The sequence below is a fragment of the Rhodococcus sp. ACPA1 genome (assembly GCF_002300195.1).
Taxonomy (GTDB): domain Bacteria; phylum Actinomycetota; class Actinomycetes; order Mycobacteriales; family Mycobacteriaceae; genus Rhodococcus_F; species Rhodococcus_F opacus.
In genome coordinates, this window is record NZ_NSDX01000014.1 from 335,919 (window position 1) to 352,075 (window position 16,157).

A 16,157-nucleotide genomic window follows, 5' to 3' on the forward strand; every position below is an offset into this window, starting at 1 on the left:
GGCCGCATGGCCGCGGCCGATCCGAGGGTGGACTTCGCCCTGCGGTTGGTGTGCGCGTTCCTGCGGTTGGTGCCGATGGCGGCGTTGGTGGTGTGGTTCTTGATGGCGATGGCGCTGTTCTTGGCGCTGTTCTTCACCTCCGATTGAACCTGCTATTCGGGTTGTTCGGTGTCGAGGGCGGCGGTGATGAGGTCGTGGACCGGAGGTTTCGAGGTTCTGGCCGGCTGTGCGGGCGGCGGCGTGGGCGCGGGTGTATTCGTCGTCGCTGAGCTGAATGTGGTGCGGTGGGGTCTGGTGTGGGCCTGTGGGCGAGTTCGCGTCTGGGGTGCTCGCGCATCTCGCTGCTGCACCGGGGGTGTTCGTGCCGGCCGAGGCCCGGTCGCAAGCATCCGCTCCCCGGAGCCTGCTGAGGGTAGGTCAGGTTCGGTGACGCCCGGCTGGCCTGGGTGGCGTGTTTGGTGTTTCGGTAGGAACATTATGCTGCACAATGAATGTCGGTGGCGGTGTGCTTGGGTGCGGGCGTTTGGGGTTCGTGTCAGGGGGCGAGGGTGTGTCCGCTTCCGGTGGTTTTGGCTTCATACATGGCGGCGTCGGCGCGGCGGATGAGTGTGTCGCGGGTGTCTTCCGGTCGGGCGAGGGCGATGCCGACGCTGGCGGTGTAGCGAAGTTCGCGTCCGGCCGTGTCGGGTCCGATGTGTAGTTCGGTGATGTGGGTGGCGAGGGCGATGGCCTCGGTGGTGGTGGTGTCGGGGCAGACGATGAGGAATTCGTCGCCGCCGATCCGGGCGACGGTGTCGGTGGGGCGTATGACCGATTGCAGTTGTTCGGCCAACCGGATGAGGGCGTTGTCGCCGACGGCGTGGCCGAGTCGGTCATTGAGGGTTTTGAACTCGTCGAGGTCGATCAGCAACGCCGCAACCGTGCGCGCGCTTCCGCGTGCTGCGGCGAGTGCGGCGTCGATTTGCTGGTGCGCCAGGGCACGGTTCGGTAGCCCGGTCAATGAATCGTGCAGGCTCAGATGCCGCAGCGCCTCCTCTGCCTCGATGCGCCGGATCGCCGCCGCCAGCACCGCGGTCACCGAGCGCAGAAACATCACCTCCCGGTCGGAGTAGTCGCGGGGGCGGGCACTGTGTGCGGTGAGCACACCCCACACCGTCTCGGCGCCGATGGGAACGCAGACCCCGCTCCGTAGCCCCCGGGAATTCATGGCTTCGGTGGAGAACCGGTGCTCGCCGTACCGGTCGGGGCAGATGATGATCTGATCGGTGGCGGCCGCGAATCCGGGCTGCGAATCGGTACCGGGGGCGAAGGTGTCCGGGACGGGTGGTTGACCACGGTAGGCGAGCACCCGCAACACCGCGCCCGGCTCCTCGGCCCGGGCCACCGAGGCGCAGTTGACCCCCACCAATGCGGCGGCTGCGTCCGCCGCGGCGACGAGGACGTGGTCGAGGTCGCCGTCGACGGCGAGCTGACTCAGGTCGGCGAGGGCGTGCTGTTCGCGGACCCGGTACGCGGCTGCCTCCAACGCGGTGTGCAGGCGCTGTTCGTGCTCCTGCGCAGTCCGCAGGTCCTGGGCGATGCAGGCGATCACCGCCGGGCGCTGGTCCTGCGTGCGCTCGATCACGTAGGTGGACAGGGTCACCGGGATCGGTTCACCGGTCAGGAAATGCCGGAACTCCGACCGGCCCTCCCACCGGCCCTGATCGAGCAGGGCTGATTCCATCTCGGGGGCCTGGATGAATCCGACGTCGGTGAAGAACTCCGGCGCCCAGCGGGCGGCGACGGCGGCCTCGTCGGTCAGTCCCATCAGCTGCATTCCGGCGGGGTTGAGGTAGCGCAGGCGTCCGGTGTCGTAGTCAGCGAGTGCGACCATGTTCTGGGCGTGCTCGATCGCCGACAGCAGCATGCGGGCTTCCGCTGTTTCCGGTTTCATCCAGGCCGTTCCTTCCAGCTTCGACGACGGGCATCAGCATGCTGTCGACCCGCTCAGGTCGAGCAGTCGCAGTGCTTGTGCTGATTCGAGTGAACACCGTCGAGGTTCGATCCGTCGATGGGCGCGAGGCGTCCAAATCCCTGGTCGTTCGTCAGAGCGGGTATGGGCGATGTGTGCAGCGCTCAGGAGCGAGGTGTGCAGTGTTCAGGCAGGCCCTGGGCCCTTTGTTTCTGGTGGGCTTTCCCGGTCACGTGCGTCGCAGCCTCGGTGATGTCGGCGATCGTGCCCTGCGACCTACTCGTCGTCGGTGTCGAGTTCGACGCAGTCCCACGTCACGGTCCTGTCCGGCGGCATCTCGCCGCGTTCGGTGTAGGGAGGCGGTCCCGAAGGGTTCACCGAGTAGCCCCCGTGTGGGGTCGGGGTGCGGTGTGCGTCTCGAGTGATGCAGGCGTGGCGAAGGATACGACCACGGGTCGTCGGCGCAACGTGGTGGAGCAAGTGCAGGTATCTGTCGTATATCAGGCAGCCGGAGATGGCGGTGGGTCCCTCCGTTTCTTTCCAGGCCGAGAGCAGCGCGGAGACGTGTTCGTTGGTGTGGGCTACCCAGTCGTGCTGACCGGGAAGGTCCGTGGCGACGTGTTCGACGTGGACGGGGACGTCCCAGCTCACCAATTCTGCTGGCAGCATCTCCGGCCGGCACCATGCGGTTGTGGCTTCGATTCGGTCTCCGACATGCAGGCGCTCGTATCCGGGTTCGAGGTCGACTAGCATCCAGATCCGCATCACCTCATCATGACGCTCTGCGATCCATTCCGTGGTGCCTCGGTCCACACGACCGGACACCGGTGGATGGCCGGATCGCGGTGGCGGCAGAGCAGCGCCTCGACCCGTGTCGCGCACGCCGGTCCAGGACCGGACGTTGCGGAGCCGGCGATTCCCGTGTGTCCCTTCCCGGTGAACTTCTCCATTAGGGCGGCAAGGGAGGCATCCCGAGAACCCGTGGGCGGACAGTTGGTCTCGAAGGGGAGTCGTTGGTGCCGGTGTTGTCTACCGCAATCGCGGTGTGCGTCGGGCGGCGTCCCCGCGTCGGAGGGGCGGAGCCGACAGTGTTGGGCTATCGAAGTGCGCCTGACTTTGGTCTTCAGGACTGTCGGATGCGCAGCCGAAGGTATTGCTGCGCAACGGCTTCGCAGGAACGGCCAGGCGGAGTCCTCGCCCGCGACAAGGAGTGAGTGCTGCCGCCGTGCAGAGCCTCGTCGAGCCTGGCACGGTGGCAATGACCGTTTTTTTCAGCGACGGATCCGGGTCAGGAGGCCTCGAGTATCGCTTTGAGTCGGGCAAGGTCCTTGGTGTTGGCCCGGCGCATCGCGATCGCCACTATCGGTGCTGCTATGCGCGAAAAGCCGGATGGTTCACCGCGGTTGCGTAGCGTCATCCGGGTGTTCCCGTCGGCGCTGTTTTCCCACTCGTAGGTTGTCTCCATGGGGAACGGGCCGTCGGCCGTTCGCATGACGAAGCGCTCGTCCGGGACCAAGTCGGTGACTTCGTAGGTGTATGTCAGGGTTCGACCGAGGAAGTGAGCGATGAACTCGACACGCGATCCCTGCATCGCCGGCTTCGGCGATTTCCACTGCACTGCCTTGATGTTCACGTACCACTGGGTGGAGTTGCCCGGGTCGGATACGTAGGCGGCGACATAATGCCTCGGTCGCTCGATCACAATTTCGGTCAGGACGTCGACTGCTGTCACGGCGAGAATGGTACCCGCGCCGCTCTCGCCAGGGATCATTCTGCGCGCGCACCGCACCACGCCCGATTGCAGAGATGCGTTTCGGACCTCACGGCAAGCTGGTCCGGACGTCGGCGCAGCGCGGCGCCATCGACAAGGGAACAGGGGAACGCCGACTTGGTGCATCTTCGGGGTAGCGGCACCGTGATCGCAATCCCCTGGCCAGGCGCGCCCGGGTCGTCGGCCACCTGCCCGCCAGGCCCTGATCGCCCGTCCCGCGGCACCATGGTCGATGCGTTCGACCCGCCCGCCGACCCGGACCCGAATCCGGCGCTCTACGTGCTCGTGTCGGTCCAGTGGGCCACCGAGGTCACCACCGTCGACACCGACACCAGCGCATTTGTGGAGGGTGCGTTCGGCACCCCGCGCGGAGTCAGCTGGTATCTGACCCCTGCGGTCTACGACCAGGCCACCGGCGCCTACGCCCTTGCCCCGCAGGCATATGCGGCCGGTCCTGCCATCGGAGCCCTGCACGAGGATGTCATCCACGTTGTCCGAGGTGCTGGGTACGCTGTCCCCACGCAGTGCGGGTGTACGACTTCCCGCTGCACTGAAGGGGGCAAGTGGCACACGAGGATCCCGCAACGGGTCTGTCGACTCGCTGCATGCGCTCAGCGCGTCGATGATGAATACCGGTGCCCACCCAGACAGGAGCCACGAGATGATCCCGAACGATCGCAATGTCCCGGCCCATACCGGCAGTTACCTTGACGAACCGTGGCGCACCGCGGTCACCGATGCCCTCTTCGCCCGCGTCAACGAACTCACACGCCTCTCACGAACGGGGATGAATCCCGCGGACAACCCTCCGCCGCGGGCGTCGCGACTACATCGCGCTGAGGACCTGCTGCCACTGGCCGCCACCGCGCCAGCCACCGAGAGCGACACCGCACGACGCAAGAAACTGATCTTCGCGCCCGGGCTCAGCCACGACGCTCTCGCCCGCCGCTGGACGGTCCGGCTCGACCCGACCACCGAGACGCCCGCCGGTGATACCCAGATCGTGCGCCTCGGCCCGCCCCACGCCGAACCCGAGTAGGGGAGAGCGGAGCATCGGTCAACTCCTGCAATTGACCTGGGCAAATGACACGTCCCCCATTTCGTGTCACGTCGAGAAGGGGACTTCATGAGCATCGAAAGCTGGCTGGCACTGAGGATCCTGGCGGCCGCGGGCGTAGGGGCCACCCGTCTCGTCTTCTCCCGCAAGTGGCGGCGCACCGCCCGACCGCCGTGTCCAGTACGTGCCGAGCGGGGACGCCCGGCCAGTTTTCTCCTCGGGGCCCTGGTCGGGGGCGTGATCGCCGGTACCGTGATGCGAGTGGGCACACGTGAGCTGGAGTCGTGGACAGCGCACCTCGCCGACACCGCGATGGCACGTCTGGACGAACGCCTGCCCCTGACCCCCTTCGCGGTCCCTCGAGAGCGGAAGCGTCCGATGAGCGGAGCTGGGAATCGGCTGATCGCGCCGATGCTGGCCGCCCCCGGGCCGTCGCCGGAGGGCACCGAGCACCGCTGGGCCGCGGAGATGAAGTACGACGGCTGCCGCATCCTGGCCTCGATCGGCGGCCACGATCGGCCGGTGCTGTGGACCCGCAACCTTAACACGGTCACCTCCTCGTACCCGGAGGTCGCCGACGCCCTGACGAGCGTGTTCGGTGGCCGCGGCCGCATCGTCCTCGACGGCGAGGTCGTCGCCCTGTCGTCCGGTGGCCGGCCGAGCTTCGCACGCCTGCAGAAGCGGATGAACACCCTGCGCCCGACCACCGCCCTGCGCCGGCAGGTACCGGTCACGTTCCTGCCGTTCGATGTGCTTTACCGGACTACGAACTACTCGCCGCTCTACGTATAGGCACCGAACTGGGCTGCCACATGATCGAAGTTGTCGCGAGTGGGAGTATGCGGGCGACGATCACCCACCGCACGCTCCTGCGATCTAGGACGCCAATGTCCGGTGATCTACCTCTTTTGTGGTGGCCTCCTTCTTCCTCCAGATCTGCGCAGACGTACTGCGTGCTGGAAAAGCATTTTCCAACTCCACGCTTGACCTTCGAGTCGACTCGAAGGTTTACCGTCATTTCATGAGTACTTATCGGATCTCGCAACTGGCGGAGGTCTCGGGGATTCCGGCGACGACCTTGCGGTTCTACGAGACCGCCGGGCTGCTGTCGGCCGAGCGGACCGCGTCGGGTTACCGGGTCTACGGCGACGAGGCCGTGGAACGGTTGGCGTTCATCTCCTCGGCCAAACACCTCGGGCTGCCCTTGGAGGAGATCCGGGACCTGCTCGAGGTCTGGGAGCAAGGAGTCTGTGCCGAAGTTCGGCAACGGATGCTCCCGCTGGTCACCGACCGAATTACCGACGCCGACAACCGGATCGCCGAGCTGACCGCGTTCTCGGCGCACCTCGCCGGTGTCCGCGCCGACCTGGCCGAACCAGCCCCGTCCGGTGCCTGCGGACCGGACTGCGGATGCGTCACCGGCCCATCCTCGGCACCGGTACCCCTGACCCTCGAACGCGTCCGGCCCGAGCCGTCACCGACTCGAGAACCCTGGTGGGACGCCCCGGTGGCCTGCACCCTGGGTGGCGACGAGTATGACGAACGGGCCCAGCAGTGGCAGCAGGTGCTGGACTCGGCCACCGGTCGTGAGGAAATCGACGGTGGCATGCGGGTGAAGTTTCCCGCCGACCCGGATCTGGTCGCCGATGTGGCGCGCCTAGCCGTGGCGGAACAAGGCTGCTGCGCCTTCTTCGACTTCACCATGCACCTGAGCCCCGACGAGCTGGCGTTGACCGTGCGCGCTCCGGAGACCGCCGAAGCGCTGCTGACCGATCTGTTCGGGGCGAAGGTATGACCGCCCCACGGCGCCCAGGATGGGCATGGTGGAAGGCGATCAGGGTGGGCGCTGCCGCGGTCGGTGCCTGCTCGGTGTGCTGCGCCGGGCCCGTCCTCACCGTCCTGGGTGGATTGTCGGTGCTGTCCGTGGTCGGGGCGGTGTGGGTGCCGGCCTTGATGGTTGCCGCGATCCTCGCCGCGTTGATGCTGCTAGCGGTGGTGCGCCGCCGCCGCGCCGCCCCCTTCCTGCGCGGTCACGGCGTCGCCAGTGGATCTGGAGATGCCCACGGTGGGTGGGGGTGTGGGCCAGCGCACGACGTCCCAGCCTCGTTGAGCCCTGGCGGATCTGGCAGACAAGAATGCAGTGCCACTTACCGTGTGAGCGATTGAGCGACGAAACGATTGAGGGAGTTCGGATAGTGGTGCAGCCCCAGGGTGTGTGGCACGGATGGAACATCACCAGGTGGCGATCTACCTCGCGGCGATGGTCGCCGGCGCGGGTCTGGGCTGGGCGGCGCCGGCGGCGGGCCCCGGGCTCGAGCACGCGATCAATCCGGTGCTCGGCGCCCAGCTCTACGCGACGTTCCTGCAGGTCCCCGCCGCGGAGCTGGTGCGGTCGCTGCGCGATGCCCGGTTCCTGTCCGCCGCGATGGTGGTGAACTTCGTGGTGGTTCCGCTGGTGGTGGCGGCCATGTTCGCGTTCCTGCCGGCCGATCAGGCGGTGCGGGTCGGGGTGTTGCTGGTGTTGCTGTGCCCGTGCGTGGACTACGTGATCGTCTTCAGCGGGCTCGCCGGCGGTAGTAGCCGCCGACTCCTCGCCGCGACCCCGCTGCTGCTGATCAGTCAGATGCTGCTGCTGCCGCTGTTCCCTTTCCTGTTCATGGGCTCGGACTTGTCCGACATCGTCGAGGTCGGCCCCTTCGTGGAGGCGTTCGTGGTGTTGATCGTCATCCCCCTGGCCTTGGCGTGGGTGACGCAGTTCTGGTCCGCCCGTGCGCCATTGGGCAGGAAGGTCTCCGACGCGGCCATGTCGATCATGGTGCCGCTGATGGCGGCCACACTCCTGGTGGTGGTCGCCTCGCAGGTCCCCAAGTTGGGCGGAAGCGTCGCGGACGTGGCCGCGGTGGTGCCGTTCTATGTGCTGTTCCTGGTGGTGATGGCTTTCGCCGGGGCCCTGGTCGCACGCGTGTTCCGGCTGGATGCCCCGTCGGGGCGGGCGGTGGTCTTCACCGGTGCGACTCGCAATTCCCTGGTCGTTCTCCCGCTGGCCCTGGCCCTGCCGGACCAGCTGGCCGTCGCCGCGGTCGTCGTGGTCACCCAAACCCTCGTCGAAGTCGTCGGGATGGTCCTCTACGTGCGGCTGGTTCCCCGACTGGTCCCCGCCGACCGCACCGTCACCCCAGCCTGATTTCGCGGGTCTTTTTGGTGGAGGTACTGATCCCGTCGCGCTGAGCGGGTCAATCTCGGAAGTACGAAAGAGTTTGGTAAGACCAGTGGAAATTGATGCGTGTTGCAACGACTGTGAGAATCCGCCCCCCAAAAAACGGGATTCTTCACCGGACCACCTCTACGGGACGTCGCAGGTCAGCGAGTTCCGGTCATGGGGCGGCTTTCGGGACGTGCCGGTCACCATTCCTCTAGCGGGAGCCAGCCTGCCCATCGATCCTCAAATCACTGACCTGACCTCTGTCCGACGGATTACCGTTTCGTGTGTCGGCCTTTCTGCGCCGCCCGGAAGGTGCCGACACCGTCGGGGGTGGTCACTCCCGGTGCATGACGCGTGCTCGGCTCCGACCGGACGGCAGAGTGTCACGACCGCAGGCGGGATGAGACATGAACGAGCAGCCGAACATCGTGTTCTTCTTCTGGGACAACTTCGGATGGGGTGAGCTCGGGTGCTACGGCGGCGGGGTGCTGCGTGGTGCGCCGACACCGCGGATCGACGCCCTGGCCGGGGAAGGTTTGAAGTTGCTGAACTTCAACGTCGAGGCGCAGTGCACGCCGAGCCGTTCGGCGTTGTTGACCGGGCGGCATGCGATCCGCTCGGGCACCCAGACGGTGCCTCTCACCGGTGGCCCGGACGGGATGACCCGGTGGGAGGTCACGATCGCTCAGGCGCTCTCGGAGGCCGGGTACGCCACCGGGATGTGGGGCAAGTGGCACCTGGGCAGTGATCCCGAACAGCGCAGCCCGGTCGACTTCGGGTTCGACGAGGCGGTGTGGTGCCCGCGCACGGCCGACGAGGTGCTGTGGACGATGCAGTCGTACTTCCCGGATGGTGCGGTGACCGCCGCCCCGTATGCGGGGTCGATGCAGATCCCGCTGGAACCGGAGCCGATCTATTCGCGGCGCACGGGCGAGGAATCCGAGAGGATCTCGACCTACGACGCCGAGTTCCGGGCCGGATTCGATCGGCAGATCACCGACTGGGCCTGTGATTTCATGACCCGCTCGGCTAAGGCGGACCAGCCGTTCTATGTCTATCTGCCCTACACGCAGGTCCACATCCCGCCGATCCCGGACCCGCAGTACGCGGGCACCACTAAGCGCGGGAACTGGGCCGACATTCTCACCCAGATGGATGCGTTCACCGGCACGATTCTCGACAAGCTCGACGAGCTGGGCATCGCCGAGAACACGATCGTGGTCTGGGCCTCCGACAACGGCGCCGACACCACGAACCACCTCCCGGCGATCGACCCGGATCCGGTCGGTGGCCTGTGGCACGGATTCTCCGGACCCTGGCGGGGTGGGTTGTTCACCGCGCTCGAGGGTTCCAATCGGGCACCGTGCCTGGTGCGCTGGCCTGGGAAGGTGCCCGCCGGGCGGGTCAGCAACGAACTGGTGCACGAGGTCGACTTTTTCACCACCCTGGTGACGGCCGCCGGGGGCACGGTCCCGGGGGATCGGCAGATCGACGGGATGGACATGTCGGGGTTCCTGCTGGGCGGCGACGAGGACTCGGGCCGCGACATGGTGCTGTGCCTGCAGGGCAACCGGCTGCAGGCGGCGAAGTGGCATCAGTGGAAGGTGCACCTGTTCCAGCAGGACGACTTCTATTCCACGTGGGCCCCGACCAACGTGCCGATCCTCTACAACCTGGAGTGGGATCCGCGTGAGGAGTATCAGGTCGACTTCCCGCATGCCTGGGTCCTGCATCCGATCGCGGCCGGGGCGGGGGCATTCCTGAAGACCCTCATGCTCGAACCGCCCATCCGGCCGGGCACCCCCGACCCGTATGTGCCGCCCGAACCTGGTGAGCTGCAACCGCAGACGCACCTGCAGATCGGCCCGATCATGCAATACATCACCACCCTGGTCAGATCCCACGACGAGCCTCCCGACCCGGGGCATGGGATCGAGCACCAATCCGGATGAGCAACAGCCCGGCCGGCGTCGCTGCCCGACCTTTGCGAACTAGCACCGGTTCGAATCCGCTGAACGATCGATGACCGGTCACCGATCCACTTCCGGAACGCATCGGTGACGGTTCCCTGAGACGCCGGGTTCCGACGCCTAAGGGCTCCTACTTGATCTGTGCCAGATAATTGCGTTGCCGCTGATCTGGGTCACCGAGGACGATGGACCTACTAATCGGTGCAGGAGGGAGCGGCGGTGGAAGATCCACCGGCAGAGGCATACGGGCGGGTGACGAACCCGGAACGGTTCGCCTCGCCGATATCGGCTGCCGAGGATCTGATCGCCGACCTGGAGCGCCGGTTCGAGGTCAGTGTCACCAGTGGTCCCGCGCCGTCGTCGAAGTCGCGGACAGTCGAGTTGGTGGAGTTGGTGGAGATCACTCCTCTTCGCGTAGATCAGGCGCCGTTGGCGATCACCTTCACTTCGTTCCTGGTCTGTATCTCGACGCGGGCGCATGGGCGCACATCGCGCTTCCCGCGTGCGGGTGTGACGCGTGTGATGAGGCCGCGGAGGACGTCTTGCGGGAGCTGGCCGAGTATTCCGAGGCGCTGACTACCGGGCAACTGTCCGAACGGATCACCGGCAAATTCCGGCCGATCCTTGAGCATTCCTGGGACGGCGAAGGCTGGGTTCGGAGCGGCAAGACGAGACTGTCCGCGGCACGGGCCGCTGAGCTGCGTGCCAGACCGGTGCAGCCGCCGACAAATGGGCGCTGGCGACCGTGGTCCCTCCGATCCTGAGCACGCGGTGACGGCTCCGACACCGGTTGCCGATCGGGTGCCGGTCATCGATCGATGACCGGTCACCTCTTCAGAGGTATCAGTTCACATGTCGGGGGGCAATCACATGTCGTGAAAACGGCTGACTATGCGGGAGGAGCGGGAGTGGTGGGGGTGAGTCCTCGGATGAGGGCGGCGAGCCCGGTCTCGAATTCGTGGTCTTGGCCGAGAGCGACGACGTGTCGAGTGCTTTCGATGAGGTGACTCGCAGCACTGTCGGTTCGATTGGTCTCGATGGCGATGTCCCCACCGTCGCGGGCGGTCTGTTGTTCGATCGCGGAGCCGATCGTGTAACGCGCCACCGCAATGAGGGCAAGGATGGCCTCGGTGGCCGTGAAGCCCGCGTTCTCCAGGAGGTTCACCTGAGCGATCGCGGCGTCGAGATGAGGGCTTCGCGAGCCGGACGATGCGATTAGGCGGGCGCCGTCGCGGATGCTGAGCATCGCCCGGCGCAGGCTCCGCGCGTTCCGAGCAACGAACACGTCCCACCACTCACCGTCCGCGGGGAGACGGTCGGTGTGCCGCCGGGCGAGGATTTCGTTCGCGGCGGCATCGAGCAGTTCGGCCTTGCTGGCGAAGTGGTGATACAGCGCCGGTTGGCGGATGCCGAGGTGCGTTGCGATCGCGCGGAGCGACACGTGGTCCAGTCCGCGCTCGTCCAGGACCGTGATCGTGGCTGCCACGATCGAGGCGCGGTCGGTGCGCGAGGGGTACGGCATCGTCCCAGAATATCGGCATTGGCGAGCAAGACTATCGTTGATAATCTTTGTGTGTCCGACAATGAAGGGAAACCGCATGGGACACGAAGACGCTTGGACCGGCACGGTGGTCAAGAAGTCGCGGGAATTGCTGGACGGCTCGAACCTCTATCGGCAGGTCACCGTCCAGACTGAAACTGGCACCACAGAGAAGGTCCGAGTCGACCGGGCACTCTGGAAGGAATTGAAGGTCGGGGATCGCCTGGTCAAGGATGCGGGGCGAGAGCCTCGCCCCGCATGATCGACCGTGTTCTGCTCTCCAAGATGCTCTCGCTGGACGGCTTCGCCGACGATCCGGGGAAGGCGAATGGCGGCGGGGAAACCGGTCACAGGCTCACCGGCTTTTGAGCGTTGTCCGTAGTCGGCGGAGCCCGTTCGTCCTGCTGTTGAGAGAAGGGAAGTAGTTATGAAACTCACTATCAGCCTGCAGGTCACCCTCGACGGCGTCGCCCAGGCGAACGGCGGCAATAACGAGGAGATGGATCCCGGCTTCACCCGCGGCGGCTGGGCGCTCCCGCTCAACGACGGCGAGGCCGTGCAGTACATCCTCGACACCTGGCAACGACCGGACGCGTTCCTGCTCGGCCGGAAGACGTACGGTCTGTTCGAGACATACTGGGGTGCCCGCAGCGACGACGACGGCTTCGGCGAGGCGATCAGCTCGAAGCCGAAGTACCTGGTCTCCACCACCGTGACGGACCCCACGTGGGAGCAGACCACTGTCATCTCCGGCGATGTCGCGGCTCGCGTGCGCGAACTCAAGGCGCAGCCTGGCGGAGAACTGCTCGTGGTGGGCAGCGCGGCGCTCGCGCGGTGGCTGCTCGAGAACGAGCTGGTCGATGAGCTGAACCTGGTCCAGTTTCCGGTGATCGTCGGCGAGGGCGAACGGCTATTCCCCGAGCATGGCCCCGACTTCGCACTCGACCTGATCGACTCCCGCGTGTTCGGTACGGGCATCGTTGCCCTCACGTACAGCGTGGGCGGTCGCCCCGAGTACGCCTGAGCGAGAGTGCCCCCTACCGTGTGGCTGGTCAACGACCAGGGCAAGGGAATGCGACCAGTGCTCCCGCAAACGGAATGCGGTGCATACAAGCGCGGCGCAATTACAGCGGTCCGAGCAGCTCCCGGTGACCACCAGGACCGTCCAACAGGTGCCCTTCGCCCGTACGCCGCCGCGGCTTGCCGCCAATCCGGCGATCATCACCGTGCCGGAAGCGGAACCACCAGCGAGACAGTCTGGCCGCCGCAGCGTTGTCGGTTGAGCCGTCCCGCTGGTGGTTGCTCCAGGTGCGACTCTCGTCGCATCCGCAGACGCTCAGAAACAAGCACCGCCTGTCTTCTTGGACATGCCGGTGGCTAGCCGAGGCGACGGATGGCGGGGGGTTGCCAGATGCCTTTCGAGGCTTCCTCGCGGGGGTGGTAGAGGCGCAGGGCGAGTTTGAATCGTCCGCTTCGTGGTGCGGGGAGCCAGTTTGTCGTTGAGGTGTTGTCGGGTTGTTCGGCTTGGATGGCGATGGTGAGGGAGCTGTCGTGGGCGTAGTGGAGGCTGCTGCGGTTGCCGAGCGCGTAGACGTCGATATCGTTGGGGACGAGGTAGGAGTCGGCGTCGTACATGGTCACCGACCAGAATGCGTTCACCGGCGGCAGCTCGTCTTCGGTGAAGTGGAGGGTGTAGCGGTGGGCTCCGTCGAGGAATCGCCCCTCGCCGTCGACGACGGCGAGGGGGTAGATCGCGTCCTCGGCGAGGTTGCCCCCGACACCGAAGTAGGTCCATGCCGCCCGGTACAGGTAGCGGGTGCCGTATCGGCCGAGATCGCGCGCGATCGCCCACCCGTTGACGTGCTCACCGAGGTTGGGTTCTTCCTTAAGGATCGCCTGGCGGGCGGCGGCGACACCATCGTCGATCGCGGACTGCACCTCGGCGGGATACGCGCCGATCGCGAAGGTGTCGCCCGGTGCCACGCCCAGCGCAGTCAGCCTCGCAACGGTTTCCGGATCATCGGGCTCCGGTGGGTTCGTGAGGAGGAGTTCGTTGAGCCGGTTGAAGAACTCCTCCGCGGTCAGGGCGTTTGATCTGCGCGGGAACGGGAGTGTCCTGCACGCCGGGCTCGAGCGGAACGTCGGTGGGCGGGGTGTAGTGAGTTCCCCAGGCGGACAAGGGTACGAGCGAGAGCTGATCCTGGAGCGCGTGGACCGCCGCGTAATCGTCGGGGCCGGCGGTGTAGATGCGGCCGCCGATGAGCGCGATGCTGGTCGGGACATCGATCCTGGTCACCCCGTCGGGCAGCGTCCCTTCCCATTCGGGTCCGACGAGCCCGAACACGCCACCTGCTCCGCCGACCGTGCGTGCTCCCGGGGCGGCGGGGACGTTATTCCATCCGTCGATGATCTGCATGATCCAGTACCGGTCGCCCATGGGTGGCACTGTCAGCAGCAGTGGCTCGGCGGCGAGGTCCGTCTGTGCGAGCGAGTAGAGCGTGTCGACGTTGAAGCCGACGACCGTCTTGTTGGATGCCTCCGGGAAGGTCCGGTAGTGCGCGAACTGGTTGATCGGCGACCGGGCACCGGTGGGGGAGGTTACGTGCGTGAGCACCTCGGATTGCGTCGCCACGTAGACCAGCGGCAGACCCCATACGTAGCGTCATATGCGAGGCTTCGCGCCTCGTTCGGTGTCAGCGAAGCTGTCATTTCCCGCTCCTCCATCGCACCGAACGTGGGCGGCGCGTCGATCCGACGCTACTCGTTGCGGCATCCCACCGGGGCCCGCGATGCCACCAAGTTGTGTGGGAGAGAGGGTGTGGGAAGGACAGTCCAGTCGCCCCGCCAGGGGTGGGCCTGCCGGAGGTCTCGGCGCTGCGGGTGTTCGATGTGGTCGCGTGGATGGATGGGGGAGAACCGGAACCTGGTGAGCGTGCTGACCTGGGAAGATGACACGCCGCGGGGTGTGGGTCGGACGGTGCCGCCGAAAAGAGGTTGTTCGGCCGCCGGTGGGTGTGTGGTCGGCTTACCGTGAATTCCATGGGGTCCGCGACGGTCGTGGGCACCGTGTGGAGGAGGGGTGATGACTGCGAAGTTCGAGCTGTTCAAGGACGCGGCCGGCAAGTTCCGGTTCCATTTGAAGGCGGCTAATGGGGAGATCATCGCGGCGAGCCAGGGGTATACCTCGAAGGCAGCGGCTCAGACCGGGATTGCGTCGATCAAGGACAATGCCGCAACCGCCCCGACCGAGGATCTGACTTGACCTTCGATGATCCCCGTCGCGCCGATGAGCTGAGACCGCCGCCGGCGGGGTCGGCGAGGGGTTGCGGGCTGTCGGAACCGGCAACCGGGGTGTCCCGGCATACGCCGCACCCGACCACACAGGCACCATATTTAAGCTAGAATTATGTACATGACGACTCTTCCTGTTGCCGACGCCCGGGCGCAGCTATCGCGGCTGGTTGACGAGGCCGAGCACACGCACGAGCGGTTCGAGATCACCCGCAACGGGCACCGCGCCGCGGTCCTGCTGGGCGCCGACGATTACGACGCGTTGCGGGAGACGATCGCGGTGTTGTCGGATACCGACCTGCTGGCTGCGCATCTCGCCGGCCGGGCCGAGGTCGAGGGCGGGGATGTCGTCGAGGCTGACGAGTTGGCACGGCTGATGCGCGATGCTCGGTCCTCCGGCGAGTGAGCGAGCCAGGTGATCGGTATCGGTTGGTGATGGCGCGGTCGGCTGCGCGGGCGTTGGCGACGTCGTTGCCGGAGAAGGTCGCGACCGCGGTGTACGAGTTCGTCACCGGTCCGCTGCTGGAGAATCCGCGGCGCGTGGGAAAACCTCTGGATCCGCCGCTGGCGCCGGCGTACAGCGCCCGCCGGGGTACGTACCGGGTGCTGTATCTGATCAACGACGAGAACCGCACGGTGGAGGTCACCGCGATCTCGCACCGCGCCGACGCCTATCGCACCTAGGCCTTGTTGGGGTCGTGACGCTCGGTCACATCCGGCGATGGGGTGCCGCTGGTTCGACGTGGGTGGGGCCGGTTTTGGATATGTAGGTCGACGACGATTGCACGGGCGCACGGGCTCTCTGGCAGTCATTCTGCGGTGTGGTGGTGCGGGCCTGCTGCTGGGGTTCTTCGGCTATGTGCCGGCGGTGATCTTGTGGCAGCACTACGGCAATGTTCCGCAGCCGAGGGTGTATCCGTACGGCTCGTTCACCTCGTTCGGGCCTGATCCGCCGCTGGCCTCGTATTGGGTGAGCTGGCGGGCCCAGCTTGTGGTGGTGGTGGCGTGCGGGCCGATGACGGTTCCGTGGCGGTCCGCTCGGCAGTTCGCGTTGCCGTTGGTGTGCGCGTTCGTGCCAATGGCGGCAATGGCGGCGGCGTGGGCGCGGGTGTATTCGTCGTTGCTGAGCCGGATGGGGATGCGAGGTCGGTGAGGATTTGAGCGTCGGTGGAGGCAGGGTCGTTGAGCAGGGCCAGGAGGAGGTGGTCGGTGCCGGTTTCCTCGTGCCCGAGCAGGGCGGTCTGGCGCAGGCTGGCTTCGAGGACCTTCTTCGTCTTCGCCGGTGTTCGGGATGTGCCCAACCGCCGGAGCGGAGCCTGCCGGTGCGCTGACACCTTCGAGCTTGCTCTCGAGGCCCGGGGCGGTGACGCCCCAC

At 66.4% G+C, this 16,157-nt stretch carries 17 protein-coding genes and 3 pseudogenes; 13 read left to right on the forward strand and 7 right to left on the reverse strand.

Annotation, left to right across the window (positions count from 1 at the left end; all coding sequences use genetic code 11):
- The first annotated feature begins 6 nt into the window (after positions 1 to 6).
- Positions 7 to 147: a hypothetical protein gene (locus tag CJ177_RS47860; protein ID WP_179443465.1), complete on the forward strand. Its 141-nt coding sequence runs from the start codon at positions 7 to 9 to the stop codon at positions 145 to 147.
- Positions 148 to 535: 388 nt separating this feature from the next.
- Here CJ177_RS47860 and CJ177_RS44605 read toward each other — a convergent pair whose 3' ends face one another.
- From CJ177_RS44605 to CJ177_RS44620, 3 genes are all read right to left on the reverse strand, one after another.
- Positions 536 to 1,933, reverse strand: a complete 1,398-nt coding sequence (locus CJ177_RS44605; protein WP_095870957.1) for a sensor domain-containing diguanylate cyclase — start codon at positions 1,931 to 1,933, stop codon at positions 536 to 538.
- A 294-nt stretch (positions 1,934 to 2,227) separates the two neighbouring features.
- Positions 2,228 to 2,620, reverse strand: a complete 393-nt coding sequence (locus tag CJ177_RS44610) for a hypothetical protein (protein ID WP_257015037.1) — start codon at positions 2,618 to 2,620, stop codon at positions 2,228 to 2,230.
- Between the two features lie 619 nt (positions 2,621 to 3,239).
- Positions 3,240 to 3,683, reverse strand: a complete 444-nt coding sequence (locus CJ177_RS44620) for an SRPBCC family protein (protein WP_257015038.1) — start codon at positions 3,681 to 3,683, stop codon at positions 3,240 to 3,242.
- Between the two features lie 700 nt (positions 3,684 to 4,383).
- Here CJ177_RS44620 and CJ177_RS44625 point away from each other — a divergent pair.
- The 6 genes and pseudogenes from CJ177_RS44625 (at position 4,384) to CJ177_RS49695 (ending at position 10,715) form a co-directional block, all read left to right on the forward strand.
- Complete coding sequence (locus tag CJ177_RS44625; protein ID WP_257015039.1) at positions 4,384 to 4,761, forward strand: hypothetical protein; 378 nt, start codon at positions 4,384 to 4,386, stop codon at positions 4,759 to 4,761.
- A gap of 396 nt (positions 4,762 to 5,157) precedes the next feature.
- Positions 5,158 to 5,535 (forward strand): annotated as a pseudogene (locus tag CJ177_RS44630) (DNA ligase); the annotation flags it as partial.
- 265 nt (positions 5,536 to 5,800) lie between these two features.
- Positions 5,801 to 6,574 (forward strand): heavy metal-responsive transcriptional regulator, encoded by a 774-nt coding sequence (locus tag CJ177_RS44635; protein WP_095870960.1) that lies wholly within the window; start codon positions 5,801 to 5,803, stop codon positions 6,572 to 6,574.
- Between the two features lie 429 nt (positions 6,575 to 7,003).
- Positions 7,004 to 7,963 (forward strand): bile acid:sodium symporter, encoded by a 960-nt coding sequence (locus CJ177_RS44645; protein ID WP_095870961.1) that lies wholly within the window; start codon positions 7,004 to 7,006, stop codon positions 7,961 to 7,963.
- 425 nt (positions 7,964 to 8,388) lie between these two features.
- Positions 8,389 to 9,933, forward strand: coding sequence for a sulfatase-like hydrolase/transferase (locus tag CJ177_RS44650; RefSeq protein WP_095870962.1), 1,545 nt, complete (start codon positions 8,389 to 8,391; stop codon positions 9,931 to 9,933).
- Positions 9,934 to 10,203: 270 nt separating this feature from the next.
- Positions 10,204 to 10,715, forward strand: a pseudogene (locus CJ177_RS49695) (DUF6226 family protein).
- A gap of 125 nt (positions 10,716 to 10,840) precedes the next feature.
- Here CJ177_RS49695 and CJ177_RS44665 read toward each other — a convergent pair.
- Complete coding sequence (locus tag CJ177_RS44665; protein ID WP_179443466.1) at positions 10,841 to 11,473, reverse strand: TetR/AcrR family transcriptional regulator C-terminal domain-containing protein; 633 nt, start codon at positions 11,471 to 11,473, stop codon at positions 10,841 to 10,843.
- 76 nt (positions 11,474 to 11,549) lie between these two features.
- Here CJ177_RS44665 and CJ177_RS44670 point away from each other — a divergent pair, with 76 nt between their 5' ends.
- A complete protein-coding gene (locus tag CJ177_RS44670; RefSeq protein WP_095870966.1) occupies positions 11,550 to 11,753 on the forward strand; it encodes a hypothetical protein in 204 nt (67 codons plus the stop codon).
- A gap of 165 nt (positions 11,754 to 11,918) precedes the next feature.
- Positions 11,919 to 12,515: a dihydrofolate reductase family protein gene (locus CJ177_RS44675; protein WP_095870967.1), complete on the forward strand. Its 597-nt coding sequence runs from the start codon at positions 11,919 to 11,921 to the stop codon at positions 12,513 to 12,515.
- Between the two features lie 353 nt (positions 12,516 to 12,868).
- Here CJ177_RS44675 and CJ177_RS44680 read toward each other — a convergent pair whose 3' ends face one another.
- A complete protein-coding gene (locus tag CJ177_RS44680) occupies positions 12,869 to 13,474 on the reverse strand; it encodes a DUF1214 domain-containing protein (protein WP_179443467.1) in 606 nt (201 codons plus the stop codon).
- Between the two features lie 34 nt (positions 13,475 to 13,508).
- On the reverse strand, positions 13,509 to 14,105 hold the full coding sequence (locus tag CJ177_RS44685; RefSeq protein WP_218835205.1) for a DUF1254 domain-containing protein: 597 nt from the start codon (positions 14,103 to 14,105) through the stop codon (positions 13,509 to 13,511).
- Between the two features lie 468 nt (positions 14,106 to 14,573).
- On the opposite strand from CJ177_RS44685, the gene CJ177_RS44690 reads away from it, so the two are divergent.
- From CJ177_RS44690 to CJ177_RS47865, 4 genes are all read left to right on the forward strand, one after another.
- Positions 14,574 to 14,753 (forward strand): YegP family protein, encoded by a 180-nt coding sequence (locus tag CJ177_RS44690; protein ID WP_095870970.1) that lies wholly within the window; start codon positions 14,574 to 14,576, stop codon positions 14,751 to 14,753.
- 144 nt (positions 14,754 to 14,897) lie between these two features.
- Positions 14,898 to 15,188 (forward strand): type II toxin-antitoxin system Phd/YefM family antitoxin, encoded by a 291-nt coding sequence (locus tag CJ177_RS44695; RefSeq protein WP_095870971.1) that lies wholly within the window; start codon positions 14,898 to 14,900, stop codon positions 15,186 to 15,188.
- Between the two features lie 29 nt (positions 15,189 to 15,217).
- The gene (locus CJ177_RS44700) at positions 15,218 to 15,466 is read left to right on the forward strand and encodes a type II toxin-antitoxin system RelE/ParE family toxin (RefSeq protein ID WP_095870972.1); all 249 of its coding nucleotides are present in this window, start codon (positions 15,218 to 15,220) and stop codon (positions 15,464 to 15,466) included.
- 97 nt (positions 15,467 to 15,563) lie between these two features.
- A complete protein-coding gene (locus CJ177_RS47865; RefSeq protein WP_179443432.1) occupies positions 15,564 to 15,935 on the forward strand; it encodes a hypothetical protein in 372 nt (123 codons plus the stop codon).
- A gap of 31 nt (positions 15,936 to 15,966) precedes the next feature.
- Here CJ177_RS47865 and CJ177_RS49030 read toward each other — a convergent pair.
- Positions 15,967 to 16,116 (reverse strand): annotated as a pseudogene (locus CJ177_RS49030) (hypothetical protein); the annotation flags it as partial.
- Between the last annotated feature and the right edge of the window lie 41 nt (positions 16,117 to 16,157).